The organism is Enhygromyxa salina, from assembly GCF_002994635.1.
Lineage (GTDB): Bacteria > Myxococcota_A > Polyangia > Nannocystales > Nannocystaceae > Plesiocystis > Plesiocystis salina_B.
On record NZ_PVNL01000117.1, the window covers coordinates 84716 to 109227 of the forward strand.

Consider the following 24512-nt stretch of genomic DNA (forward strand, 5'->3'; position numbering starts at 1 on the left):
TCGATGGGCTTGGACGAGCGGCTGATCACGTACCTGCGGGGGATCCACGGCGAGCTCGAGCACCTGCGTGAGCGCCTGCGCCTGCGCTACGGGTGGACGCACATCGAGCTGAGCCTCGACATCGAGCCGCTGACGCCGACCTTGATCGTCACCGGGGAGATCGCGGTCCCGAGCTTGCGCGCAGCGGTCGTCGCCACGCTCACGCCGCTGCTGCTCGACGACATGCAGCTCGAGCTCGACCTGCGACCAATGCCCGTGCGCGAGTGGTACGCGGTCCCAGACGCGGGGCTGGAGCTGTGGGCCCAGCACCCCTCGTGTCCGAAGCGCTCGCTGGCGACCGAGCTCGAGGCCGATGACGGCCCCGTCGGCCACCTCGCGCACGACGGGCCAGGCATGCTCCTGCGGGCCCGCGACGGGACGATCGGCTGGGCGACGGGGCTGCTCGGTCCGGCCCAGCCCCCGCGACCATTGGTCGCACCCAGCCCAGATCCCGCAGGTGCTCGCATTTGTGAGGCGGCGCGGAGTTACCTGGGGATCCCCTACCGCCTAGGTGGTGCGAGTACTCGGCAGATCGACTGTTCGGCGCTGGTCCAGCGTGCCTATGATCGGGCGCTGCATTTATTGCTGCCGCGGCATTCACATGACCAACTCGCGGCGTGCGGGGGCGGGCAGCTGTGTGGAAGCGCGATAGGTACGCCAGGTGACCTCCTATTCATCCACTCGCGCACAATGCAACGATTGCACGTGGGTATCGTGGGCCCCACAGACACGATTATCCATGCCTCGCGCTCGCGGGGGATGGTGATCGAAGCACCGCAGGTCGAGTTCCAGCTCGACGCCGAGTGGCTGCGCCGGGGCTCGACCGCTGCGCTGCTCGACTGGGGCCGGGCCCAAGCGCAGCGCGAGCATGTGGAGTTGCCGTTGCGTGGTATTCGCCAGACTAATCTCCCCTGATCAGGTGTACCCAATGACGTGAGCCTACCCACGGAATTTGTGTTGGATAAAATGACCAGAGTTGGTCGGAGCCAAACGCTACACCGCTCGCCCTGACACCAAGTGCTACACTCCCGCCGTGATTGTCCGTGGGACCTTGTTTTCGATCGTGTTGTGCAGCGCGCCCGCGTCAGCGCCAGCACCCGTCGAGGACCCCGACAGCGTCATGATCTCGGCGGCCCAGCAGCTGTTTCTCGACGGCCAGACCAGGTACGAGACCCACGACTACCTCGGCGCGATCGAGGCGTTTACGGGGGCCTACGCCGTCGCCGAAGAGATCGGCGATCCCATCCGCCGGGACCGGGCGCTGGCGCGGTTGCGCTATAACCTCGCCCGCGCCCACGTCTACGCCTACGACGTCGACGCAGCGCACGAGCACCTCGAGCTGGCTCGCCGGTTGATGGCTGACTACCGCGCCGATGAGCGGGCGATCGGCAAAGATCCGGACACCGACACCGACGTCAAGCAGCTCGAGGATGACCTGGTCCAGCGCGAGGCGGCGCATCAGCGCGCCGTGGCCCACCTCCAGGGGCCGCCGCCAGACCCGATCAATACCAGGCGAGGCCAGACCCAGCGACGAGCGGGGATCAGCATGATCGCGCTGGCCGCCCCGTTCGCGGGGCTGGCGGTCGCGGGCGGCTTGATGGGTGCACAGGCCAATCGAGCGTTCACGAGCGTGACCACCGAAGACGCCCGCACGGCCGCACAGCAGCGCGGCCGCACGGGCAACGTGCTGTTCGGCGTTGGGGTCGGGCTCGCCGTGATCTCGGCGGCCTCGGGCGCGACCCTGATCGGCCTGTCCGCGAAGACCAGGCGAGCCGAGCTGTCGCTGAGCGCGACGCCGACCGGGCTCGTGCTCGCGGGGGAGTTTTGAGCATGCGCGCGCGCGGGTGGGCCATCTGCTTCGTTGTCTCGCAGCTCGCTTGCTTCGTGCAGGGCGACACCAGCGGCCTGCCCTGCACCGAGGACGAGGCCTGCTTCAACGGCCAAGTCTGCGGCACAGCAGGCGTGTGTGTCGAAGCCTTCATGGTCGACGACTCGACGACCGCCCCATACGGTGACGGCGATGACGACCCGACCGAGCCTGGTGATGGCGACGCCGACACCACAGCAGCTGGGGACGGCGATCCAAGCGAGTCCGGCGACGGCGATCAGACCGAGTCTGACGACGGCGACGACGACCCGAGCGAGGACGGCGACGGCGACGGCGACGGCGACCCCACCGAGTCCGGCGACGGCGACGGCGACGGCGATCCGGTGCCCGAGTGCGGCGACGGGATCGCGCAATCCAGCGAGAATTGCGACGGCATGGATCTCAAGGGCAAGACCTGCTCGGACTTTGGCTACGGCGGGGGCATGCTCGCGTGCAACGACTGCACCTTGAGCTTCGCCGGCTGCTGCCAGGGAACTGGGCAGAGCTGCGCATCCAAGGGCTGTTGCGCCGGCCTGACGTGCAGCCTGTTGCCGCTGCTCGTCTGCCAGTAGTGTTGGCGACGTCTCTCTCCGCGAGCTGTCGATTCCATGACTCACGAGCACGTCGCCCTCTTCGTCGTTTCCGCTCTCTGCGCCAGCTCCGGGGTCCTCGGCTGCGCGACCGCCAACCAAGACGACAGCCCGCCCGCCGTCACCGAAAAGTCCGGAGAGGCCGACGCCACACCGGCCGAGCCGCCGGCGACCGAGCAACCCGTGGCCGAGCAGCCGCCTGCAGACCCCACGTCGCTCACTGTCTCGGGCGCCCTCACGTACACCGAGCTGCCACGGACCAAGTCGGTCGAAGCCTATATGGGTCGCGAGTTCACGCTGGTCGACGCAGCCGGCACCGAGCACAACCTCAAACCATCTGACACCGTCAGCCACGAGCAGCTCGTCGGGCGCTCGGGTCAGACCGTCGAGGTCACCTGCACCCCTTTCGCGGAGCAACAACCGAACCCGCACGAGCAGGCGCCCCAGGGCGCGCCCGGCCAGGGCGCGATGCCACGCCCGGCGGGGTGCACCGTCACGGCCCTCAGCCCCGCTCCCTGACGCGTTTGTGCCAGCTGCATTGAATGCTATGGGGTAGTCGTGTCAAACGAAGGATATCACGAGCCCCTCGAGCGCCTGAGCGACAAGACCCAGGACGTGCACCGCGCCATCATCTCGCTGATGGAAGAGCTCGAGGCCGTCGACTGGTACAACCAGCGCGTCGACGCCTGCACCGACGACGAGCTGCGCAAGATCCTCGCCCACAACCGCGACGAGGAGATCGAGCACGCTGCGATGGCGCTCGAGTGGCTGCGTCGGCGCATGCCCGTGTTCGACTCGCAGCTGCGCGAGTACCTGTTCAAAGAGGGCAGCATCACCGGTCATGAGGCGACCGTGACCGGCGACTGATCGAATCTGGCACAGCGTTCGGGCATTCGGGCCACGCCGAGCTCAGCTCTGGCGTGGGGCGCAGGTATGGGGTTTGCAGCCTTCGCCCACGGTGACTCACCAGGAGTGATGCCAGTGCCATACGCAACGAATTCCGATCTCCCCGAGAGCGTGAAGGACAACCTTCCGGCCCACGCACAGGACATCTACCGCGAGGCGTTCAACAGCGCGTGGGAGCAATACAAAGATCCCAAAGAGCGACGGGACAAGGATGACACGCGCGAGGAGACCGCCCACAAGGTTGCGTGGGCCGCCGTGAAGAAGAAGTACGAGAAGCCGGACGAGGACGGGGACCAGGGCGGAAAGTGGCGAGCGAAGGGCTGAGCGCTACCGCCCTCGCAGCCACTCGCGGATCTGGCCGTGCAGCTCACGCCCATCCGCATTGTTCACCTCGATCTCGAGCCCCCGCTGGGCGGCCGCTCGCGCCTCCGTCTTTCGCCCGAGCGCCCACAGAGCCTTCGCGTGATCGAGCGCGAGCTCGATGTAGTTGTCGTCGTCCCGAGGCCTGTCGAGCGCCCAGGCCCGCTCGATGTGGGCCAGCGCCTGCTCCGTTGCGCCGAGCTTCAGCTCCGCCTCGGCGAGCAGGACGAAGCTCAAGAACGTCATCTCGTTGGGCGGGAATCCGCGCGCCTCGGCGAGCTCGAGGTTGCCGAGCATCAACGCCTGGGCCCGCGCGGCGTCGTCGTGCGCGAGCATGGCAAAGTACGCCTGTAGGATCCGCGCACGCAGGACCATGTCGTGGGTGTCGCCGAACGCCTTGATCCCGGCGCGCTCGGCCATGTTCGCCCGCTCGATCGCGCCGTCGAGATCGCCAGTCGCGGCCAGGATCCCTGCGAGCTGCACGTAGGTGTAGACGGCGGGTCCCGAGTGATCGGTGTGCGCCCGCTGATGGATGGCCTCGGCCTCGCGCATGGCCGCGATCGCGCCTTCGACGTCACCCAATTCGTTCCGGGTCGTGCCGAGGTTGGTCAGCGCGGAGGCCAAGCTGGGGTGGTCGGGCCCGAGGCTGCGGCGGCGGATCTCGACGGCCCGCTCGAGGTCGGCGCGAACCAGCTCACGGTCCTTCGCCAGGCTGTAGACCATGGAGCGATCGTTGTAGAGATCCCCGAACCATGGGTGGTCCTCGGGCAAGGTCTTGGACCACAGCTCGTGGACCCGCTCCATCAGCGCTCGCGCGTCGTCGTGGCGCGACTCGGCGGTGGCGATCTGGGCGAGCCCGAGCCAGGTCAGGCCCAGGCGCGGGTGGCCCTCCCCGAGCTCGGCGCGGATCAGCTCGCCGCCGCGCTCGAACTCGACCCGGGCCTCGTCGTTGCGACCGAGGTCTTGCAGCAAGTCGGCGAGCGTCAGGTGGATGGCCGCGCTGCCAGCGTCTTGCTTGCCGCGGGCGCCGCTGTGGAGCTCGAGGGCCCGGCGCAGCTCGGCCTCGGCCTCGGCGTTGTCGCCCTTGGCCATGTGGACCTGGGCCAGTCGATCGAGGCGCCGCGCTTCGTCGTCTTCGGTGCCGCTGCGGGTGATCACGGCGGCGGCGTGCTCGGCCCACTCGACCGCGCTCGCGTAGTCGGCCTCGAGCTCGCCGGTCGCGAAGATCAGCTCGGTCGCGGCCCCCAGCGCGAGCTCGTCGAGCCCCAGCGCCTGAGCCGAGAAGTACGCGCTGCGCAGCGACGCGACCGCGGCTGGACCGTGGGCCTGCTCGGCGTGCAGCCGGCCCAGACGCAGATCCGCCTCGGCCAGGACCGGGGGGTAGTCGAGGCTCGCCGCTCGCTCGCGCAGGGCCTCGACCTCGGCGAGCCGCTCGCTGGGCGCGACCCGACGCAGCGTCTCGCTGGTGGCCAGCTCGCGGCGCAGCTCGTCCACGGCGGCCGCGACCTCCGGGTCTTCGGGCGGCGGGACCACGGCGCGGACATAGTCTTCATCGGCGCAGCGAGCCGGACGCGGGAGCGCCTGGGCGGCCGCGACCGCGCCCTCGACCACGTCGGCGTCGGCGGCCTCGAGATCGTCGACGAGCACCGCGAACCCACGTCGCTGGCGATCCAGGCAGCGCATCCGCAGCTGCATGAGCTCGGCGCTCTGCCCGCGGTGCAGCTCGGTCGCCTCGCAGGTCTCACGGTGCGCGTCGATCCAGCCGCGGCTCCACAGATCGAGCTCCGGGGCGATGCGCGTCCAGGTGTCGGCGGCGTGATCGAGCTTGGTCGCGCGCACGGCTTGCTCGGCCAGGCTCACCCGCGCGGGGCTCCAGGTCTCGGCCATGATCCGCGCGCCACCCGTACAGATCTCGGGCTTGTCGGGCTCGTCGCGACGAAGCCACGGGATCGTGGCCAACGCCACCAACGCGACGCCCGCCAGCCCGATCCCGAGCTGGCGCAGGCGTCGGCTACGATCGCGCTCGAGCTCGGCGAGCAGGACGTCGAGCTTGGGCCAGCGCTGGTCGGGGTCGATCGCCAGGCCGCGATCGATCACCCGCCGCAGCCAGGCGGGCACGTCGGGGTTGGTAGACTCGCGGCGCGTGTTTTGAACCACCGACAGGGCCAGGGCGGCCGCGTTGTCGCCGGGAAACGGACGCTCACCGTAGAGCGCCTCGTGCAGCGCCACGCAGAACGAGAACTGATCGGTCCGGGCGTCGACGGCCTCCGACAAGAATTGCTCGGGCGCCATGTAGGCCGGCGTCCCCGTCAGCGAGCCCATCGCCGTCACCGTGGTCGAGAGGTTGGTCCGGCTGCCGTCGAGGTCACCGCGCAGCCGCTCGACCACGCTGTCGCGGTCGAGCGCGGTCACGCTCGAGGCCTCGCCGGGCTGGCGCGCGCGCGCCAGCCCGAAGTCCATGACCCGAACGCGGCCGTCGTCACCGACCATCACGTTGTCTGGCTTGAAGTCGCGGTGGATCAGCTTGGCCGCGTGGGCGGCAGCGAGGCCTCGCCCGGCCGCGACGAACACCGCCAGGATCTCCCGCCAGTCGCGCGGCCGCTCCTGCAGCCACGCGCCCAGGGTCTGGCCCGCGATGAACTCCATGGCCAGGAACACCCGGCCGTGATGCTCACCGACGTCGTGAACCGCGACGGTGTTGGGATGCTGGAGCCGGGCCATCGCCTGGGCCTCGCGCAGCAGCCGAGTGCGCCCGATCGTCGAGTCGGTGCTGGGCGCCGCCGGGTGGAGCAGCTTGAGCGCGAGCTTGCGGTCGAGCTGTGGATCGTAGGCGGAGAACACCTCGCCCATGCCACCCGCGCCGATCCGCGCCAGCACCAAGAACCGCCCGACGTGGTCGCCGGGGGCGAGCCGAGCCGGCGCTCGAGACCCGCCGGGTGGGACTGCGCCCGGCGTCGCTCGAGCGTCTCCGACCAGCGTCGCGTCGCTCGTGTCCACCGGCGCCGGCTCATCGGCGGCCAGCGTGTCGTCGACGTTCGGCACGCGCGAAAGTCTACACGAGTGCAGCCGAGCGCGAGGCTCAGCTGAAGACCGGCGGCTTGACGCTCGCGCTCACGCTGCCGTTTGGCTTGGCCACTGGCGCCCGCGGAGGAGCTGGCTCGCTCTTGCACAGTCTTGGTCTCCGCGCCGTCAGCCTCGAGCGCAGCGATCTCTACGACGCCCGGCGATCTCCTCTTCGTACTCCGCGATCTCCTTGCGCATACCGTCGCCCGGTGACCCTCCGGGGTAGCTGACCTGGCGCGGCGCCGATCAGTACTTCATCACGCACAGCGCCCGCGCGACGCTGCGCTCGGCCTTCTCGGAGGTCTTCTTGCCGCCCGGCATCGAGTAGGTCCACGCGCGGCCTTTGTTCAAGGCCGTCGTCCAGTAGCGCCCGCGCTTGACCTTGTTGTTGCCAATGAACTTGGCGAGCTGGGCCGGGTTGGCCAGCTTCCAGCCCGACTCGCCTGCGTAGCCTGTGCTCGCCAGGTTCGCGCAGGTCGCCTTGGCCGCGGCGAGGTCCGAGTTCGAGCCCGGCTCGTTGGGGGCGATGTAGGGCCCGGCCCGGAATGTGCCCGACGGGGCCGGCCGCTCGGTCGCAGCTTCCCAGGCGCCGCCGCCCGTGTCGGCGGATGGGTCGGCCTCCCCGGTCTCGGTCTCAATCTCGGTCTCGGTCTCGCCAGAGTCCTCGAGCTCGCCGGTCTCGGTCTCGCCAGAGTTGGCGAGCTCGCCGGTCTCTCCAATTTCAGTCGTCGACTGCCCCGCGGGATCGGCCCCGGCGGCGAGGTCCAACGGCGGCGCACCGCTGGTCTCGCTGGCCGACTCGCCGATCCTCGCCTGCTCGCCTGGCGTGGGCGCGGGGGTCGGCGCGGGATCCTGGAAGTACAGCCACAGCGCGCCGACGACGACCACCACCGCCGCCACGATCCCAACCGCCAGCTTCGAGTTGGTGGTGGGCGCGGCGGCGAGCTGCGCGGCCACGATCGGCGCCTTGGCTTGCTCCGCCAGCTCGCGCTCGCGCCAGATCGCGGTCTCGGACTCCCCCGCAGACTCGACGGCGTCGTCGGTGACGACCTCGAGCGCCGAGACCGACAGCTCGCGGGTTGACTCCGGCTGCGGGATCGGGACGGCGTCGACCTCGAGGGTCTCGAACGGCTCGAGCGCCTCGGACAGCTCTTCTGCAGTTTGAAACCGCGCTGCGATGTCGCGCTGCAGACACCGGTGGATGATCGTTTCGAGCTCCGCCGGCACGCCCTCTACGAGCCGCGACAGCGGCGTGACCTCGTCGAGCGCCATCGACCTGATCACCGCGACCAGCGTGGGCCCGCTGAACACCTGGTGGCCCGTGATCGCCCGATACAAGATCGCGCCCATGGCCCACAGATCCGAGGATGGGCCCAGCTTGTTGGCGCCCTCGAGCTGCTCGGGCGCCATGTACTCTGGCGTGCCAAGCAGGATCCCGCTGCCGGTCTGCGCCTCGCCCGTGCCGTCGAGGAACTTCGACACGCCGAAGTCCATGAGCTTCACGACCGTGTCGCCGGACTCGGTGCGGTGCAAGAAGATGTTGGCCGGCTTGAGATCCCGATGGACGATGCCGGCCGCGTGCGCAGCCGCGAGCCCCTCGAGGGTGTGACGGACCACCCGCACCGCGTAGCCCGGCCGCAGCCGCCCCTGCCGCCGGATCAGCTGGGCAAGATCGATCCCGCGCAGCCGCTCCATCACGATGTACGGCCCGATCGGCGAGTCACCCAGGTCCAGGATCTCGCAGATGTGCTGGCTGCCGATCCGTCCGGCCGCCTTGGCCTCGCTCCGAAATCGAGCGACCGCCTCGGGATCTCGCCCGACCTCGGGTCGCAAGAACTTGATCGCGACTTCTCGATCAACCCGCTCGTTGACCGCCAGGTACACCGTCGCCATCCCGCCGCTGCCGAGCGCCGACAGGAACCGAAATTTCCCGTCGAGCCGCCGGCCCTCGAGCGGCAGCAACAAGTCCGTCGAGTCACACCGCAGCAGATCTTCGTCGTGGAGCGCGGCGCAGTGAGGGCAAGGAGCGAGCTTCGCCGTCGCTTCAACCTCCCTGGGCATCCGCGCAGAGAATATCAAAGGTTCACTTCGACAAGACCCCCTCGGGTCGACAAGTTCCGGCGTCCGTGATCGCACCCTGGGCGTGGGAATCTCGCCGCGCGAGACGGCCGACTTCGCCAGCTACCACGCCCACCATCAGGCCAGCGGACCGGCAGATCAGGTCGCGCCGTAGGTCTCGTCGAGCTTGTCGAGGTCCTCGACGGTGTCACCACAGGCTACTCCGCCGATCGAGATCGAGAGGGCGGCGATGACCAGCAGGGCATAAAACTTCTTACGGCTCATAAGGAAAGACTCCAGGGTCGAGCAGCGAGTGTAACAGGGAGAATCCGGGGGCGGTGCGCGCTGCGGCGAGGCGACGGGTGAGACGCGTGCGAGTGGCCGGGTCGGCCCGCTCGAGCAGCTTGGCCTCGGCCCACCACGTCCGGTGTGCCGCCGCAGCATCGCCGAGATCGAGGGCGAGTTCCACCCCCCCGACGACCGTCTCCCAACGGTCGGGTCGCAGCGACCTTGCACGGCGATATAGCTGCATGGCCCGCTCCCCCTCGCCGAGCCGATGGTGGACCCGCGCGGCGGCGGCGTGGAGCTCGGGCGAGTACGGGTACGCGCCTAGTCCGCGCTCGAGCCAGCTGCGCGAGAGGTGCTGGCGATCACCGAGCTCAGGGTGGTGGCGGAGCCACGCGCTGGGCAGATCCAGGGCCAGCTGGGCGAGCGCGGCGATCGGCCGATCATTGCGATCGACGCTGAGCTCGACGGCCCGCGCGTGATGTTCGTAGGCGGCAGCCCAGTCTTTGCGAGAGATCGCCAGCGAGCCCAGACACAGCTGCGGGAGCTCGTACAGAGGATCGAGCTGCTGTGCGACGCGACACGCATCCTCGGCCTTCGCCGCAATTTCGACGTCGAGGTGATCCCCCGCTTGCGCGGCGCCGCTGTACTCGAGGCCCAGCAGCGCGTGGGCGCGAGCCGACTCGGGGGCTCGGCGGGCGGCCTCGTGCCACAGCGTGGTGTTGCTCACGTATACCCGAGCCTCGGCGACCGCGAACGAACCCTGCATCAGCACGCACGCGGCGAGGGGCAGCCACGCGTGAAGATCGTCGCGGGTCCGGGATCGCTCGGGATCGGGCCCGAGCTCGAGCCCGAACTCGAGCTGGGACCGGATGGCCGGGTGCGCGGCCAGGCGGCGTCCGAGCGCGAGCAGGCCAACCGCCAGCGCGACACACAGCGGCGCGCTGGGCAGGTACATGAACCGGTCCGCCCGCATGTTCGGCAGGCCGATCAAGTTGCTGGTCGGCACGCTCGCCAGCATCCACGCCAGCACGGCGAAGCTCGCCAGCGGCCAGCGACGACGCAGCACCAGCGCGGCGACGAGGAGCGCGATCAGGCTCGCGCTCGCCAGCAGCGTCGCGGGCTCGAGCCAACCTGCCCCGCGATCGACGTACTCCGGCGACAGCCCGAGCGGCACCAGGATCTGCTGCAGATACCCGACGTGGATCTTCGTCGAGGCCGCGAGCACCGGAGCCAGCCCGATCCGCTGGGCCAAGACCCGAGGGTTGTCGACGCCGTAGGGGCTGCCGCCGTGGACGATCCAGGTCTGCGCCACGGCCAGCGCGACCCCGACCGCGAGCAAGCCGACGATCAGCAGGAGCCGCGCGCGACCGCGAGCCAGCGCCGCGCAGCCCGGGCCTGGGCCCAGCCACGCGAGCACCACCAAGATCCCAGGCAGCGGCGCCGCCGACAGCTTGGCGCCGCACGCCAGCGCCTGCAGACCCATGGCCGCGACCCCCCACCCGAGCGCCGCGCGGGCACGCTCGGCCTGGATCCCGCGCACCGCCGACAGCATGGCCGCGAGGCCCAGCGCCGCCGCCAGCAGGTCCTCACGAAACGAGACGACCGCGATCGCCTCGGCGTGGATCGCCAGCAGCCCAAACAGCGCCACGCTCGCGAGCGTGGACGACTCGTCCAGCCCGAGCCTTCGCAGCAACCGGGCGAGCAAGCCACACACGCTCAGATGCAGCAGGATCGACAGCCCGTGATGGGCCCAGGGCTCGACCCCGAGCAGGCGCACGCTCAGCGCGTCGAAGCTGACGAGCGTCGGTCGAAATGCATCGGGAACATGGCGCGCCCCCGCCTCGGGCGAGAACAACAGCGCGAGCTCGAACTGACCGGGGCGCAGGAACCCGTTGCTGCGCAGGGTCCAGCCGTCGTCGTAGACCAGCCCATGACGAAGCAGCGGCAAGAACACGACCGCCACCAACGCGAGCACCCCCGCCAGCCGGGCCCGATACGAGAGCGGCGCTCGCTCGCTGGACGCCCGCGAGGGCGAGGGCTCGCGCTTGGTCACCGTGAGAATCGTGCCTCAGCCTGGCACCTGTTTACAGCTCGGGTCAGGCGCACGGTTGCGACGACGCTCGCCGCTTCGAGGTTGCGAACCGGAGCGCCCGCCTCAGGACCGGTGCGGGCGAGTGAAGCGGCGAGCGACCGCGCGTAGACCCAACGTGGGCCACGTTCGGGCTTTCAGGCCGGCGAACTGCGAGCGCCGATCTAGATCTAGAGACCGAGCTCTTTGCAGCGTCGGCGCTTGTGGACCAGGGGGCCGCAGCGGTTCCAGTCGACGCCGTAGGTCACGATCGACAGCGCGTAGCCGAGCACGGCCGCCGCAGCCGTCGCCATCGCCGCCGTGTTGAACGCCTCGCCGCGGTTGACCAGGGCATCGCGATCCTCGACGGTCAGCCCGTCGTCTTGGTAACCAGTCTTGAGCTGGTTCTTGGTCACGAACCCCGCGACCCCGAACGACACGCTGCCGACGGCCCCAGCCGTGCCCACGATGATGCCGGTCCAGAACAGCGCCGGCGTCAGCTTGGGCCGGTCTCGATCGCCGGTCTCGATCCGCACGTCACGCTCGAGCTGCGTCATGCTCGCGACCGAGAACTGCTGCATCTCGGGCCGATCGAGATCCACCGCGTGCAGCCCCGCCCCACCCGGCGAGACCAACCCCGCGCAGCCGCTGGCGACGAGGGTCAGCGCAGTGAGTCCAGCGAAGACGGCTTGGCACGGGCGGATCATGGGCGCGGCGCGAAGGTATCAGGTGATCCGGACTCCGGGCAGCCGCCGGCCGACCCCACGCGTGGCCCCGCTCACGCACGCGTGCAGCGCCCACCCCTGGGTTCCGTGGTTGCCGGTCTCGGCGGAGCGGCGCCAGGCATTGCACCAAGCGCTCCCCGGTGGTACCAACCGCCGCCTTTTCAACCAAACCCCATGCCCCTGGAGGATGCGCCGGCGTGCCGGCCGAGGCGAACGAACGCCGCGGTCGGTGGGCAACTCCGACGAAGGGGGCAGAGGCCCAACGCGAGGATAAAAAATGACCGAGACCGATACCGATACCGCGGCCGACAGCGGCCTTCAGATGATGGACGAAGCTCAGCGGATCATCACGATCCGCCAGCTGCTCGAGTGCGGCGTGCACTTTGGTCACCGGACCGAGCGCTGGAACCCGAAGATGAACCAGTACATCTTCGGCGCGCGCAACGGCGTCCACATCGTCGACCTGCAGCAGACCGCCAAGCTGATGCGCCGCACCTACGCGTACGTGCGCTCGGTCGCGGCCGAGGGCGCGCCGATCCTGTTCGTGGGGACCAAGCGCCAGGCCCAAGACGTGCTGATCAACGAGGCCCAGCGCTGCGGCCAGTACTTCGTGGTCACCCGCTGGCTCGGCGGCACGCTCACCAACTGGAAGACGATCCGCCAGTCGGTCGACAAGCTGCGCAACATCGAGAAGATGTCCGAGGACGGCACCTACGAGAAGCTGACCAAGAAAGAGGTCCTGCAGCTCGAGCGTCAGCGCGGCAAGCTCGAGCGCAACCTCGGCGGCATCAAGGACATGCCCAAGCTCCCCGGTGCGATCTTCGTGATCGACCCCGCCAAGGAGCACATCGCCGTGGCCGAGGCCAACCGGCTCAAGATCCCCGTGATCGCGCTGGCCGACACCAACGCCGATCCCTCCAAGATCCAGTACATCATCCCCGGCAACGACGACGCGATCCGGTCGATCAAGCTGATCACCAGCAAGATCGCCGACGCCGCGTCCGAGGGCATGCGCCTCGGCAAGCAGCGCGCCGTGGCCGAGGCCGACATCGAGTCCGCGCCCGCGCCGATCCGCGTCACCACTGGCGGCGACGGGCCCAAGGTCGAGCTCGTCTCGCGCCGCACCCAGCTGCCGACCCCCGAAGCCGCGGCGTCCCCCGAGGGCGAGGGCTCCTCGAGCTCCGCCGACGCCGACGCAACCTCCAACTGAGCCCACCGGCAAGGAACATACCCATGAAGGTCACCGCATTGATGGTCAAGGAGCTCCGCGAGCGTACGCAAGCGGGCATGCTCGACTGTAAAAAGGCGCTCAAGGAGACCGACGGCGACATGGACAAAGCCGTCGACTACCTGCGCACCAAGGGCCTGTCCAAGGCCGCCAAGAAGGCCGGTCGTATCGCCACCGAGGGCGCGATCGTCAGCTACGTCCACGGCGGTCGCGTCGGCGTGCTGCTCGAGGTCAACTGTGAGACGGACTTCGTCGGCAAGCTCGACGACTTCCAGACCTTCTGCCACGACGTGTGCCTGCAGATCGCGGCCATGAACCCGCTGGCCGTCGACCGCGAGGGCGTCAACCCCGAGCGGGTCGAGGCCGAGCGCGTCGTCCTGCGCGAGACGGCGCTCAACAGCGGCAAGCCCGAGAAGATCGTCGACAAGATCGTCGACGGTCAGATCAACAAGTACTACGCCGACAACGTGCTGCTCGAGCAGAAGTTCGTCAAAGACGACAAGAAGACCATCGAAGAGGTCCAGCGCGAGCTCGTCGCCAAGATCGGCGAGAACGTGAAGATCCGTCGCTTCGTTCGCTATGAGCTCGGCGAGGGTCTCGAGAAGAAACAAGAGGACTTCGCAGCCGAAGTCGCGGCTCAGGTCGCCAACTCGTAAGCCAGGAGGCGGGGCATCAACCCCGCCTTTTTTGCGTCAGTCATGTCAAAAGCCAGGTTCCAGCGCGTCACGCTCAAGCTGTCCGGCGAGGCCCTTCAGGGCGCGCAAGGCTACGGCATCGATCCCCCCGTGCTCGACACGATCGCGGGCGAGATCAAGGCCGTGATCGAGCTCGGGGTCGAGACCGCCGTGGTGATCGGCGGCGGCAACATCTTCCGGGGCGTCAAGGCGTCGGCCAAGGGCATGGACCGCGCCAGCGCGGACTACATGGGCATGATGGCCACGGTCATGAACGCGATCGCCCTGCAAGACGGGCTCGAGCGGATCGGCGTGTACACGCGGGTGCTCTCGGCGATCGAGATGAAGGAAGTCGCGGAGTCGTACATTCGGCGGCGGGCGACCCGCCACCTCGAGAAGGGCCGGGTGGTGATCTTCGCCGCCGGCACGGGCAACCCCTACTTCACGACCGACACCGCCGCGGCCCTGCGGGCGATGGAGGTCGGCTCGCAGGTGCTGCTCAAGGCCACCAAGGTCGACGGCGTCTACGACAAGGACCCCCTGAAGCACGATGACGCGGTCCGGTTCGACCGGCTAGAGTACCTCGACGTGCTGTCCCGCGGCTTGCACGTGATGGACGCCACCGCGATCTCGCTCTGCAAGGAGAACAACCTCCCGATCGTCGTGTTTGATATGCTCGCCACTGGCAACATCGAGCGCGTCGTGTGCGGAGAAAAGCTCGGCACGCTCGTCGCGCCCAAGCACTACGAGTGGCCAGAAGAAGAACCATCAAGCAGGAGTTGAGCGATGGCCAGTTTCGACGGTGAAGAGGTACTGATGGAGACCGAGGGCAGCATGGAGTCCGCTCGTGATGCGTTCGGCAAGGCGCTGTCGCGGGTCCGGGCGGGCACCGCCAACCCGAGCCAGCTCGATGGCGTGCGGGTCGAGGCCTACGGCACGCAGATGAAGCTGCGCGAGGTCGCGACGGTCGCCAAGGCCGACGCGCGCTTGCTGATCGTCAAGCCATTCGACGCCAACACCATCTCGGCGGTCGAGAAGGCGATCATGAACGCGGGGCTCGGCCTGAACCCCAGCTCCGACGGCGTGGTCCTGCGGGTCCCGATCCCGCACCTCACGGAGGAGCGGCGCAAAGATCTCGTCAAAGAGGTCCGGCGCGCGGGTGAGGACGCCAAGGTCGCGCTTCGCAAGGCCCGGCGGTCGGCCAACGACGCGTTCAAGAAGGCCGAGAAGGACAAAGAGATCTCCGAGGACGAGCTCAAGTCCGCGCTCGACAAGATTCAGGAGCTGACCGACGCCTTCAGCAAGCAGGTCGACGACTCGCTCGGCAAAAAAGAAGCCGAGATCATGGACGACTGATGCCCACGACCTGGAACACGAGTTTGACCCGAACGCTCAGCCTGGTGATCTGCCTGGGCGCAGGTGGCTGCTTCATCGAAGCCGCGGAGCCGTCGACGTTTCGGTTCCAGTGCGGGTCCAGCAGCGAGTGCGCGACCGACCAGGTGTGCGCGAGCGGGCTGTGTCAGCAGCCTTGCGGCGGCGAGGACGACCTCGAGTGCCCGCAGAGCGCCCCGATCTGCCTCAACGAGTTCTGCGCCAGCGTCTGCCCGATCAGCGAGGACGTCTGCCCCGCGCCGCAGTCGTGCGTGGCGCTGACCGTGCCCGGTGACGAACCGAGCGAGTCGGGGGTGTGCACGATCCCCTGTGGTGACGCCAATCCCTGCGCGGATGGCATGCTCTGCGTCGAGGAGTTCGGCCTGTGCGTGCAGGCCTGCGCCACCACCGACGAGTGTGGCCCGGCCGAAGCGTGCGTCCAGGGGTTTTGCGTGCCCACGGACTCGGGCGGCGGCGCTCCCTGAGCTTCGAGCCGGCCTAGGACGGCTTCTTCTTCTTCTTCTCGGTGGGGGCCTTCTTCTTGGCGGGGGCCTTCTTCTTGGCCGGCGCCGCCGCTGGGGGCGTGACGGTCGACGGCCGCGCGAACGGCCGGGCACCCGCGGCCGCGCTGAGCTTGTCAGCCATCGCCCCGCCGATCTCCGCCATTCGCTCGCGCACCGCCAGCGCGTCGGGGACCGCCTCGAACGCGTCGAGCTCGTCGTCGGGGATCCGCTCCACGCTAGCCTCGCGGCCGCCCACGCGCACGCGATACCCGAACCGGATCGCGACGACGCCGACCCCGATCAGCTCCCCCTCGCCGCCGAACCCAGCCGCGGCCGCCCACGCCGCCGCGAACCCGACCATGCTCTCGGTGAAGCCGGCCTGGCCCTGAAACGAGCGCAGCTGGATCTCGTCGCCGGCCCACTCGATCTCCAGAAATTCGCGGGCCTCCACGAACTCGACACCATCGACCATGTCGCCGACGGTCTCGCCGCTGATGTAGCCCTTCAACACCTGGTGACCCGGGACGCTCTTCCAGTCGAGCTCGGCCGCCAGCCACGCCGCGCGGTGCTCAGCGGGGATGACGAGTCGACCTGAAATAGCGGCGTCCCAGGGCTTCACCACACCATCATCGGGGCTCGCAAGCTGAGGCGCAATCGATCCCTGGAACCCCCGCTGGCGCAATCTCTCACGCGCGAGTCGTCGTGCAACACTGTCGTGTGTGAGTAGCCTCGTCGACGTGACCCGCCGTGTCTTGCTCGCTGGCTCGCTGCTGATCGGCGTCGGTTGCGACCGCCTCGACCAGCCGACCCAGACCCCCGAGCGGGCCACCGAGCGTGATCCCGAAGCCCACGCCTTCTTCGACAGTGACGGCGACCCGAGCGAGCTCGATGGCTTCATCGCCAGCCTCGCCGACGTCGACTTTGTCGGGTTTGGCGAGCTCCACCATCACAGCGTGGGCGCCCAGGTCCAGCTCGCGGTGCTCGAGGGCATGGCCGCGCAGGATCGACCCGTCGCCCTGGCCATGGAGTTCTTCGAGGCTGATCAGCAGGCCACGCTCGACGCGTACCTGGCCGGGTCGATCGACGAGCCGACCTTTCGCGAGCAGACCGGGCGCGACGACAACTACGAGCAACTTCACCGACCCCTGATCGAGTTCGCCAAGCGCAGCGGGATCCCGGTGATCGCCGCCAACGCCCCGCGCGAGCTGGTCACCGCCTACCGCGAGTCTGGGGCGACCTACGCCGACTACCTGGCCACGCTGTCCGAGGGCGAGCAGGCCCTGATGCCCCGCACCTCCGTGCCGCCCGACGACGAGTTCAAGGCCCGGTTCATGAAGACCATGGGCGAGCGCGGCCCGGCCTTCTATCCGGCGATGGCGCTGTGGAACGACGCGATGGCCGAGTCGAGCGCCGACTTTCGCGACGCCCACCCCGAGCACCGGATCTTGTTGATCGTCGGCGTCTATCACGTCGCCAAGCACCTCGGCGTCATCACGCAGTACCGCGCGCGCCGACCCGACGACAGCGTGCGGGTCGTGACCATGACGCCCGTCGAGGGCCCGATCGTGTTCGACGAGTCCAACCGCGGCGAGGGCGACCTCGTGCTGGTGGTTCGCTGACCGGACCCGCGCGAGGCCGACAGCCACGCCAGGTGCGAAGCCGGCGGGCCGGGACTATCATCCTCGCCTGTGCTCGACCCGGCCTACTCGACTGCAAACCGCTTCGTCGACAGTGATCACCCGGCGGTGCTCAGCTACGCCCGCGAGCATGGCGTGGGCGCGACGGCGCGCGAGCGGGTCGTCGCGCTGTACTACGCGGTCCGCGACGGGTTTCGCTACAACCCCTGGAACGTCACCTTCGAGCCGGAGCACTTCAGCGCCAGCCACCTGCTGCTGCGCGACCGGTCGCTGGGGGGGCACTGCGTGGACAAGGCGACCCTGCTCGCGGCCTGTGCCCGGGCGATCGGTGTGCCCAGCCGGCTACACTTTGCGAACGTCCGCAATCACATCGGCACGGCCCGGCTCGAGGCCCACCTGGGCACCGACTTGCTGGTCTATCACGGCTATACCGAGCTGTGGCTGGGCGAGCGCTGGGTCGCGGCCACGCCCGCGTTCAACCGCGAGCTGTGTGAGCGGCTCGCCGTCGCGCCGCTGGAGTTCGATGGCGTCGAAGACAGCGTGTTTCAGGCCTACGATCGGGGCGGCGGCCAGTTCATGGAGTACGTGACGGACCACGGCGTCCACGCCGAGATCCCCGTCGACGCCATGGTCGCCGCGTGGCGGCTGCACTACCCCGCGATCATGGCGACCGGGGCCTGGCCGCGCCCTACCAGTCAGTCAGCAGATCGTTGACGAGCGCGCCCACCGACTCGTCCTTGGCGATCGCCTCGAGCGCGGCCACGCCGATCGGCGCGAGCGCGGGGTCTTGAACCAGCGCGTCGATCAGCCCGGCGAGCGCGTCCGTGAACCCCGGCCGGGTCAGCAGCGGATCGAGCACGGCCGTGAGGTCAGCCTCGCTGGGATCGTCGAGCAGCATGGCGTTGAGCGTATCGATGATCTGCTGCTGAACTTCGGGCTCGCGGGCCACGGACTCGAGCGCGTCGACCAGGTGGCCGATGAACGCGGGCGAGTCGAGCAGCTTGACCACGGCGATCGCAACTTGGTCCTGGGTCGCGGGCAGGCTGAACAGATCGACGTAGAAGCGCTCGAGCCGGGCGGTCGTGAACCAGTGCTCGAGCAACAGCGCGGTGGCCTCGCTCGAGCTGGGCCGCTTGCCGCCGTTGAGCTCGGTCAGTCGCGCGGTCCAGTTGGCCTGTTGCTCGCCCTTCTCGACCGCGTCACGGACGATCCCGACCAGGTAGGGGTTGTTGGCCACCGCGACCTGCAGCCGGCCGAGCGCGGCGACGACCGAGGGCGCCGCGAGCACCTTGTCGAAGCTCTTGTCGAACGCCTGGTCGAACGCCGGGCCGCTCGTGACCTTCTCGATCCGCTGCCCGACCGCCTCGCCGACCGCCTCGGCGCCCATCTGTGGGTTTTGAGCCATCAGGTCGAGCACGATCTGCTGCAGCCGCTTGGACTCGCCGAGCGCCCCGATGATCGACTCGCCGACGCTCGCGAGCTTGGGCGACTGGGCGAGCGCGCTCATGATCCGGTCACCGGCCGCGCCAACCTGGGGATCCTGCGAGACCGTCTCGAAGCACGCGGTCGCGGCGGCCTCGACCGCGGGTGCGCTGGCGGCCGTGCCCGCCCGGCTCTCGAACTCCGTGGTCAGCCGCGCCATGTCGACCTCGATCGGCGCGTTGGGGTCGGCCGCCTTGCTCAGCTCATCGAGCTTCTGGCAGCCACCCAGCGCGGGCAGGGACAGGGCGAGGCCGAGCGTGAAGGCCCGCCAGCGGGGCAGCGATCGGCGAGTCTGGGCGGGAACCAAGCGGGAGCGTGCCATCGGGGGAGAGTATCGAATTCTGTCCGGCTCCTACAGGCACCCGACGAGCCGACTCACAGCTGATCGGCGCTCAAAAGCCCGGCGTCGCGGGGCCTGACACCCAATTCTCGGGGATGTCGGGGCCGGCCGGGTCCACGCGATGGATCGGCTGCTCATCGACCGGCCACGGGCCGATGTCGGGGTCGTTCCACGAGCGGTAGGTGCTGATCAACAGCTCGCCGTCTTGTCCCGCGTGATACAGCTTGATCCGCGTGAACGGCTGCAGCAGCGCCCCGAAAATGTGGGCCGTGTGTGAGCTGAGCACCAGCGCGCTGCCGATCCCGCCGACGTAGCCGTTGCCGACGAACAGCGCGCGCCGGCCTGGCGCCAGGCAGGTCTGGCTGATCTGGGCGCAGCCGCCATCACCCGCGACCACGTCGAAGTTGTCCTGAATGCTGTCGGCGCTCTGGTTGATGTAGTCGCCGAACGACAACAGCCCCAGGTCGAGCTCCTGGTCGGACAGGTTGATGATCTCCACGAACTCGAAGGGCATCTCGGAGATCGTGACCCCGGGCGGGTCCGCGAAGATCTCGACGATCTGCAGCTCGCCCGGCGCGACGTCCGTCGCGCCAATACACGCGCCCAGGCTCGGGTTGAGCGGCGTGTCGAGGCCCGAGCAGCCAAACCCTGGCACCCCGCAGCCCGCCTCGCCGAGCTCGACGTCGCACAGCAAGGTGCAGCAGCCCGCCCGATTGCCGCAGCCGCCGGGGTAGCTGGGCTCGGGGACACACCAAAGACCCGGCGCGCAGTCGACCGCGGAGTCCCAGCAAGGCTCGCCGTGACCCGCCTCATTGCCGAACGCGCGGCAGCCAAACCCTTCGAAGTCGCCGTGCCAGTAGCAGCCCTGGTCGGGCGGGCAGTCCTGCAGGAGCGGATCGCAGCTGGTGTCTTGGGGCACGTCGGGGACCCAGTCCGTGTCCGTGTCCGTATCCGTGTCTGTGTCCGTGTCGGTCGAGTCGTCGGTGGTGCTCGAGTCGTCGCTGCTGCTCGAGTCGTCGCTGCTCCAGCCCTGGGTCGCGTACGGATACGGATCGAGCTGGGGGCTCTCGTCCGAGCCACCGTCGTCGGTGAACGCCGGCACGACGCGACTGCAGCCGAGGGTGAACAGCAGCGAGGGAGCCAGCGCGATCAGCCGAGCCGAGTGACCGAAGATCTGACCGCGCCCAGACACAGGCACAGAATGTCACCCGGTTGGGGGACGTGGCAAGCGGTCCGCGAGCTCAGGGACCGCCGCGGCCGATGATCACGATCCCGCCGTTGGGGTCGTCGTCGTCGTCCCCGCGGCTCGAGGTCGTGCCAGAGGTGACGCCGGTCGTGGACGACGACGAAGACGTGGTCGTGCTCGTGCTCGTGCTCGTGTCGCGGGGGTCGGTGGTCGTGGCGGTGCTGGTGGTCGGCATGGGCGAGTCTCTCGTGTGAACTGGGGAAGTCGCCGGGCGCAGAGCCGTGCATGAGGGCCACGAGGGCGCCGTGCCATGGCGACGAGTGGGTTGGTCAGCGAAGCCGCTGCAGCTCAGCCTCGAGCCGCGCGCGGGTGTTGGGATCTTTGGCGCACGCGAGCCCGCTCTCGAGGCTGGTGATCGCCTGCGCAGGCAGGCCCAGGCTCAGCGAGCTCTCGGCGTGGCGCTCGTAGCTGCGCACCATCTGGTGGCACTGGGCAGGCCCGAGCCGCGCGGCGATCGGCGGCAGCGCGGCGTCGATCAGGGGGAGCGCGCGCTGGTGGTGGCCGAGCGCGGCGAGCGACTTGCCAAGCTCGAGCTCGACGAGCGAGCGCTGAATTCCAGGGGTGGGCATCAGCGCGAGCGCCCGCTCGTAGTAGTCCACGGCCGCGTCCCAGCGAGACTCCCGGGCCTCGAGCTGACCGAGCAGCCGGAGGGTCTCGGGCAGCGCGTCGCGGTCACCGGTCGAGCGCTCGAGCGAGCGCAGCGCCAGCTCGGCGTGGCGCTTGGCGAGGTCGTAGCGCTGAGCCACGAACTCGAGCGAGGCCAGGCCCAGCTCGCTGCGCGCGAGCTCGGGGTGATCGACTCGCAGCGCGGCCGCCCGAATGTCGCGGGCCCGACCCAGTCGCTCGCGCGCGAGCTCGAGCTCACCGCGCTCGTGGGCCAGCGCCCCCGCGTCATGCCAGATCCGCGCGTTGCTGGGATGATCTCGACCGCGGACCCGCTCGGCGCGGGCGAGCGCGCGGCGATAGTCATAGTCGGCCTGCTCGAACAGGCCCGCTTGATCGCGGGCCCGGGCGAGCGCGTGCAGGTGATCGATCGCGAGGATCGAGTCACCGGCCTCGATGCCGTCGAGCTGGCGAAGACCCTCGTGCAGCAGCGACTCGGCCCGCGCCGGCTCACCGGTGTCCATGTGATCCAGGGCCGAGCTCAGCCGCACGGTCGCCTGCAACAGCTGCGCGTGGCGGTTGGCCTCGCTCGAGTCGCTCGCACCCAGCAGCGCGTCGACGTGGGCGCGCGCCGTGTTCAGTCGGTCCCGGCGCAGCTCGAGGTTGTCGAGCCTGCGTCCAGCCCACACGATCTCGACCCACAGCTCGGCCTCGGTCCGGTGGTCGCCCGTGCGGATCGCCAGCTCGCGGGCGCGCTCGAGGTCCGCGCGTCCAGCCGCGCCGCGCCCGGCGTCGATCTCGGCGAGGCCGCGCTGGCGCAGGGCCGCGAGCTCGACGCTCGGCCACCCGTGCGCCTGAGCCTGGCGAAGCACCGAGTCCGCGCTGACCCGGGCCAGCTCGACGTGGCCCAGCCCGCGCTGGGCGGCCGCCTGGGCCAGCTCGTGCAGCGCGGGCACGATCAGCTCCGCGTCGGCGCGCGCGACCGCGGAGGCATGCTGGGCATCACAGCGCGAGGGCTCGGGCAGCGCGTCGACGGCCGCGACCGCGCCCTCGAGCAGCACCGAGTCACCGGTGAGCAACGCCTTGATCGTGAAGTTCACCTGCTCGCGCTGGCCGGCGAGACAGGCCCGGACCGCGTCGCGGGCCAGGGGATCTTGGAGATGCTCGCCGTCGCGGGCCTCGCTCAGCCACCGCTGCGACCAGTCATCGAGCTCGGCGAGCACCGTGGCCTCGCTGCCCGCGGCCCACGCCGGGGTCGCCCCCGAGCCAGCGGGGCCGGCGACAGGAGCCGATCCAGGGGAGCCGGCGACAGGAGCCTCACCGGGTCGCGCCAGCCGAGCGAACGCCTGCGACAGCTCGTCGCGGCGCTGGGCGTCCCAGACCCCATCGAGCACCGGCTCGGGCGGCTGGACCCCCGCGTCGGATCGCAGCGCCTTCGAGCCGGCCAGCACCGCGAGCGCGGTCATGCCCGCGACGACCCCAGCGAACGCCGCTCGCCGCCAGATCGCTCGGCGATCGCGGCTCAGCTCCGCGACCAGTGCGTCCATGGTCTCGAACCGATGCTCGGGGCGACGCGAGAGCCCGCGCAACAACAGGCGCTTCAGCCAGCGCGGCACGGTAAATTTGGGTGGCTCGAGCGGGAACTCGACCGCGCAAGTGTCGAGTCGATAGAGCAGCTCCATCACGCCCTGGGCCGGGAATGGGCGCGCGCCGTAGATCGCCTCGAACAGCGAGACACAGAAGCTGAACTGATCGGCCAGGGCCCCGCCCGTGCCCATGAACGCCTGCTCCGGGGCCATGTAGGGCAGCGTGCCGGGACCCGCCAGGCTCCTGGTGGCGGCCCGATTGTCGTCGCTCTCGTCGCCGATCGTGGGGGCGGCCTCGACGATCAGCTGCTTGGCGACGGCCAGGCCAAAGTCGACGACCCGGACCCGCCCCTCGGCGCCGATCAGCACGTTGCTGGGCTTGAAGTCGCGGTGGGCCAGGCCGGCCGCGTGGGCAGCCGCGAGCCCGCGCCCGGCCTGCGCGTAGATCGAGACCAGCTCGGCGAGCGAGTCGGGCTCCCAGTCGGCCAGGGTCGGCCCGTTGATCAGCTCCATCGCCAGGAAGGTCCGACCTTGGTGGCGCCCGACCTCGTACACCTGCACGACGTTGGGGTGAGACAGCCGCGCGAGCGACTGCGCCTCGAGCCGGAGCCGCTCGCACTCGTGACCGATCGAGGTTCGGGTGCCGGCGCCGCCACGATGGTGGATCAACTTGAGGGCGACGACGCGATCGAGCTCGAGGTCGTGGGCCGAGAACACCTCGCCCATGCCGCCCGCGCCCAGCCGGTCGCGGATCATGTAGCGGCCGATGATCGAGCCCGGCGCCGCCGAGCTCCCAGCGTCACCACACAGGCGGATGCTGGGGACCGTCTCACGGCCCTCGCCCCCGGCGAGGCCACGCTCGCCGCGGGACGAGCGGGTCGCGTAGGCCTGCCCGTCACGCGAGAGGGTCTCGGTTGCGAGGTGGCTGGTGTCCAGCTCTGGTGACGGCGACGCGGTCATCAATGGATTCCGGGCACCGCCCGAGCCCACAGGTAGTGTTCGAAAGGACAGAGATCGTCACGGAATTTTGATGGCCCAACTCACGTCGCCGCAGAACCCTCGGACCGTGGGTCGAAACTCCCCAGTGTCGACACTTGGGCCATGTTTGCGCGAGGCTCCGACAACACCGCATGTTACGTTGCGTTCGTGGCCCTCACTCCCGACCGCGTCCGCGCATACCGAGACGACTACCGCGCAGAGTGGATCAGCGAGCGCTATGGCGGCTGGCTGCACCTCGCGACGCTGACCGCGATCTGCGTCACCGCGATCTGCATCGCGCTGGCGATGATCGTCAGCTTTTGCTGGACCGAGCTGCTCGTCGTCCCGGCCGCGTGGGCGCTGGCCAACCTGATCGAGTACGCGGTCCACCGCGGGCCGATGCATCACCTCAGCGTCGGGATTGGGCGCCTGTACCGGCGCCACACCAGCCACCACCACCGATTCTTCTCGCACGAGCTGATGGCGGTCGACAGCCCCCGCGACTTTCACGTGACGCTATTTCCCGCCTGGATGTCGCTGTTCTTCGTCGGCTTGATCGGGGTGCCGATGGCGCTCGCTACTTATCTGTTGTTCGGCCGCGACGTCGCGCTGCTGATGTACGCCGCCGTCGTGTTCTACTATCTGGTCTACGAGTGGATGCACCTCAGTGCGCACATGCCGGAAGACAGCCCGCTCGGGCGGCTACCGCTGATCCGGTTCGCGCGTGCCCACCACGGGCTCCACCACGACGCCGCCAAGATGCGCCGGGCCAACTTCAATTTCGCGTTCCCGCTGTGCGACTGGCTGTTTGGGACCCTGGAGAAGTCGCCGCGCGCCGACGCTTGAGGCGACTCGCGCGAGGCGCAGCTTTTGTGGTAGCAAAGGGTCGAAGATCTCGAC

Annotated in this window: 24 protein-coding genes; 14 read left to right on the forward strand and 10 right to left on the reverse strand. The window is 69.4% G+C overall.

Annotated features, from left to right (window positions below):
- Positions 1–3 precede the first annotated feature (3 nt).
- The 6 genes from ENSA7_RS42610 (at position 4) to chaB (ending at position 3726) form a co-directional block, all read left to right on the forward strand.
- The gene (locus tag ENSA7_RS42610; RefSeq protein WP_146158253.1) at positions 4–954 is read left to right on the forward strand and encodes a C40 family peptidase; all 951 of its coding nucleotides are present in this window, start codon (positions 4–6) and stop codon (positions 952–954) included.
- A gap of 118 nt (positions 955–1072) precedes the next feature.
- Positions 1073–1867 (forward strand): hypothetical protein, encoded by a 795-nt coding sequence (locus tag ENSA7_RS29180; RefSeq protein ID WP_106092652.1) that lies wholly within the window; start codon positions 1073–1075, stop codon positions 1865–1867.
- Positions 1868–1869: 2 nt separating this feature from the next.
- A complete protein-coding gene (locus ENSA7_RS44320) occupies positions 1870–2478 on the forward strand; it encodes a hypothetical protein (protein ID WP_181234227.1) in 609 nt (202 codons plus the stop codon).
- 36 nt (positions 2479–2514) lie between these two features.
- Positions 2515–3015: a hypothetical protein gene (locus ENSA7_RS29190; RefSeq protein WP_106092653.1), complete on the forward strand. Its 501-nt coding sequence runs from the start codon at positions 2515–2517 to the stop codon at positions 3013–3015.
- Positions 3016–3054: 39 nt separating this feature from the next.
- Positions 3055–3363, forward strand: coding sequence for an encapsulin-associated ferritin-like protein (locus ENSA7_RS29195; protein ID WP_106092654.1), 309 nt, complete (start codon positions 3055–3057; stop codon positions 3361–3363).
- 114 nt (positions 3364–3477) lie between these two features.
- Positions 3478–3726, forward strand: a complete 249-nt coding sequence (gene chaB, locus ENSA7_RS29200) for a putative cation transport regulator ChaB (RefSeq protein WP_106092766.1) — start codon at positions 3478–3480, stop codon at positions 3724–3726.
- A gap of 3 nt (positions 3727–3729) precedes the next feature.
- Here the strand turns inward: chaB and ENSA7_RS29205 are convergent, their stop codons facing one another.
- The 5 genes from ENSA7_RS29205 to ENSA7_RS29220 all read right to left on the reverse strand — a co-directional run bounded on the left by ENSA7_RS29205 (position 3730) and on the right by ENSA7_RS29220 (position 11946).
- On the reverse strand, positions 3730–6804 hold the full coding sequence (locus tag ENSA7_RS29205; protein WP_106092655.1) for a protein kinase domain-containing protein: 3075 nt from the start codon (positions 6802–6804) through the stop codon (positions 3730–3732).
- 267 nt (positions 6805–7071) lie between these two features.
- Positions 7072–8886: a serine/threonine-protein kinase gene (locus ENSA7_RS29210; RefSeq protein WP_106092656.1), complete on the reverse strand. Its 1815-nt coding sequence runs from the start codon at positions 8884–8886 to the stop codon at positions 7072–7074.
- Between the two features lie 156 nt (positions 8887–9042).
- A complete protein-coding gene (locus ENSA7_RS45875; protein WP_280524044.1) occupies positions 9043–9168 on the reverse strand; it encodes a hypothetical protein in 126 nt (41 codons plus the stop codon).
- A complete protein-coding gene (locus ENSA7_RS29215; protein ID WP_106092657.1) occupies positions 9158–11224 on the reverse strand; it encodes a tetratricopeptide repeat protein in 2067 nt (688 codons plus the stop codon). The genes ENSA7_RS45875 and ENSA7_RS29215 overlap by 11 nt, the downstream gene beginning before the upstream one ends.
- A gap of 206 nt (positions 11225–11430) precedes the next feature.
- Entirely contained in the window at positions 11431–11946 is a 516-nt protein-coding gene (locus ENSA7_RS29220; protein WP_106092658.1) for a response regulator, read from the reverse strand.
- A gap of 340 nt (positions 11947–12286) precedes the next feature.
- Between ENSA7_RS29220 and rpsB the strand changes: the two genes are divergently transcribed.
- From rpsB to ENSA7_RS44325, 5 genes are read left to right on the forward strand one after another with little or no spacing between them, the layout of a single operon-like run.
- Entirely contained in the window at positions 12287–13174 is an 888-nt protein-coding gene (gene rpsB / locus ENSA7_RS29225) for a 30S ribosomal protein S2 (protein ID WP_244923954.1), read from the forward strand.
- Positions 13175–13197: 23 nt separating this feature from the next.
- Entirely contained in the window at positions 13198–13848 is a 651-nt protein-coding gene (gene tsf, locus ENSA7_RS29230; protein WP_106092660.1) for a translation elongation factor Ts, read from the forward strand.
- Positions 13849–13890: 42 nt separating this feature from the next.
- The gene (pyrH, locus tag ENSA7_RS29235; RefSeq protein ID WP_106092661.1) at positions 13891–14649 is read left to right on the forward strand and encodes a UMP kinase; all 759 of its coding nucleotides are present in this window, start codon (positions 13891–13893) and stop codon (positions 14647–14649) included.
- Between the two features lie 3 nt (positions 14650–14652).
- Positions 14653–15222 (forward strand): ribosome recycling factor, encoded by a 570-nt coding sequence (frr, locus tag ENSA7_RS29240; protein ID WP_244923946.1) that lies wholly within the window; start codon positions 14653–14655, stop codon positions 15220–15222.
- Positions 15222–15722, forward strand: coding sequence for a hypothetical protein (locus ENSA7_RS44325; RefSeq protein ID WP_106092663.1), 501 nt, complete (start codon positions 15222–15224; stop codon positions 15720–15722). The genes frr and ENSA7_RS44325 overlap by 1 nt, the downstream gene beginning before the upstream one ends.
- A 13-nt stretch (positions 15723–15735) precedes the next feature.
- Here the strand turns inward: ENSA7_RS44325 and ENSA7_RS44330 are convergent, their stop codons facing one another.
- Positions 15736–16359 (reverse strand): hypothetical protein, encoded by a 624-nt coding sequence (locus tag ENSA7_RS44330; protein ID WP_181234228.1) that lies wholly within the window; start codon positions 16357–16359, stop codon positions 15736–15738.
- A 100-nt stretch (positions 16360–16459) separates the two neighbouring features.
- Between ENSA7_RS44330 and ENSA7_RS29255 the strand changes: the two genes are divergently transcribed.
- Positions 16460–17359: a ChaN family lipoprotein gene (locus ENSA7_RS29255; protein ID WP_181234229.1), complete on the forward strand. Its 900-nt coding sequence runs from the start codon at positions 16460–16462 to the stop codon at positions 17357–17359.
- A 69-nt stretch (positions 17360–17428) separates the two neighbouring features.
- Complete coding sequence (locus tag ENSA7_RS29260) at positions 17429–18091, forward strand: transglutaminase-like domain-containing protein (RefSeq protein WP_106092665.1); 663 nt, start codon at positions 17429–17431, stop codon at positions 18089–18091.
- On the opposite strand, the gene ENSA7_RS29265 is transcribed toward ENSA7_RS29260, so the two are convergent.
- The 4 genes from ENSA7_RS29265 to ENSA7_RS29280 all read right to left on the reverse strand — a co-directional run bounded on the left by ENSA7_RS29265 (position 18066) and on the right by ENSA7_RS29280 (position 23594).
- Positions 18066–19181: a hypothetical protein gene (locus tag ENSA7_RS29265; protein WP_146158254.1), complete on the reverse strand. Its 1116-nt coding sequence runs from the start codon at positions 19179–19181 to the stop codon at positions 18066–18068. The genes ENSA7_RS29260 and ENSA7_RS29265 overlap by 26 nt on opposite strands.
- A 70-nt stretch (positions 19182–19251) precedes the next feature.
- Positions 19252–20391 (reverse strand): lamin tail domain-containing protein, encoded by a 1140-nt coding sequence (locus tag ENSA7_RS29270; protein ID WP_106092667.1) that lies wholly within the window; start codon positions 20389–20391, stop codon positions 19252–19254.
- A 49-nt stretch (positions 20392–20440) separates the two neighbouring features.
- Positions 20441–20620 carry a hypothetical protein gene (locus tag ENSA7_RS42615; protein WP_146158255.1) on the reverse strand — a complete coding sequence of 60 codons (180 nt, stop codon included), beginning with the start codon at positions 20618–20620 and terminating at the stop codon, positions 20441–20443.
- Between the two features lie 94 nt (positions 20621–20714).
- Complete coding sequence (locus tag ENSA7_RS29280) at positions 20715–23594, reverse strand: serine/threonine-protein kinase (RefSeq protein ID WP_106092669.1); 2880 nt, start codon at positions 23592–23594, stop codon at positions 20715–20717.
- A 186-nt stretch (positions 23595–23780) separates the two neighbouring features.
- Between ENSA7_RS29280 and ENSA7_RS29285 the strand changes: the two genes are divergently transcribed.
- Positions 23781–24458 (forward strand): sterol desaturase family protein, encoded by a 678-nt coding sequence (locus tag ENSA7_RS29285; protein WP_181234230.1) that lies wholly within the window; start codon positions 23781–23783, stop codon positions 24456–24458.
- Positions 24459–24512 lie beyond the last annotated feature (54 nt).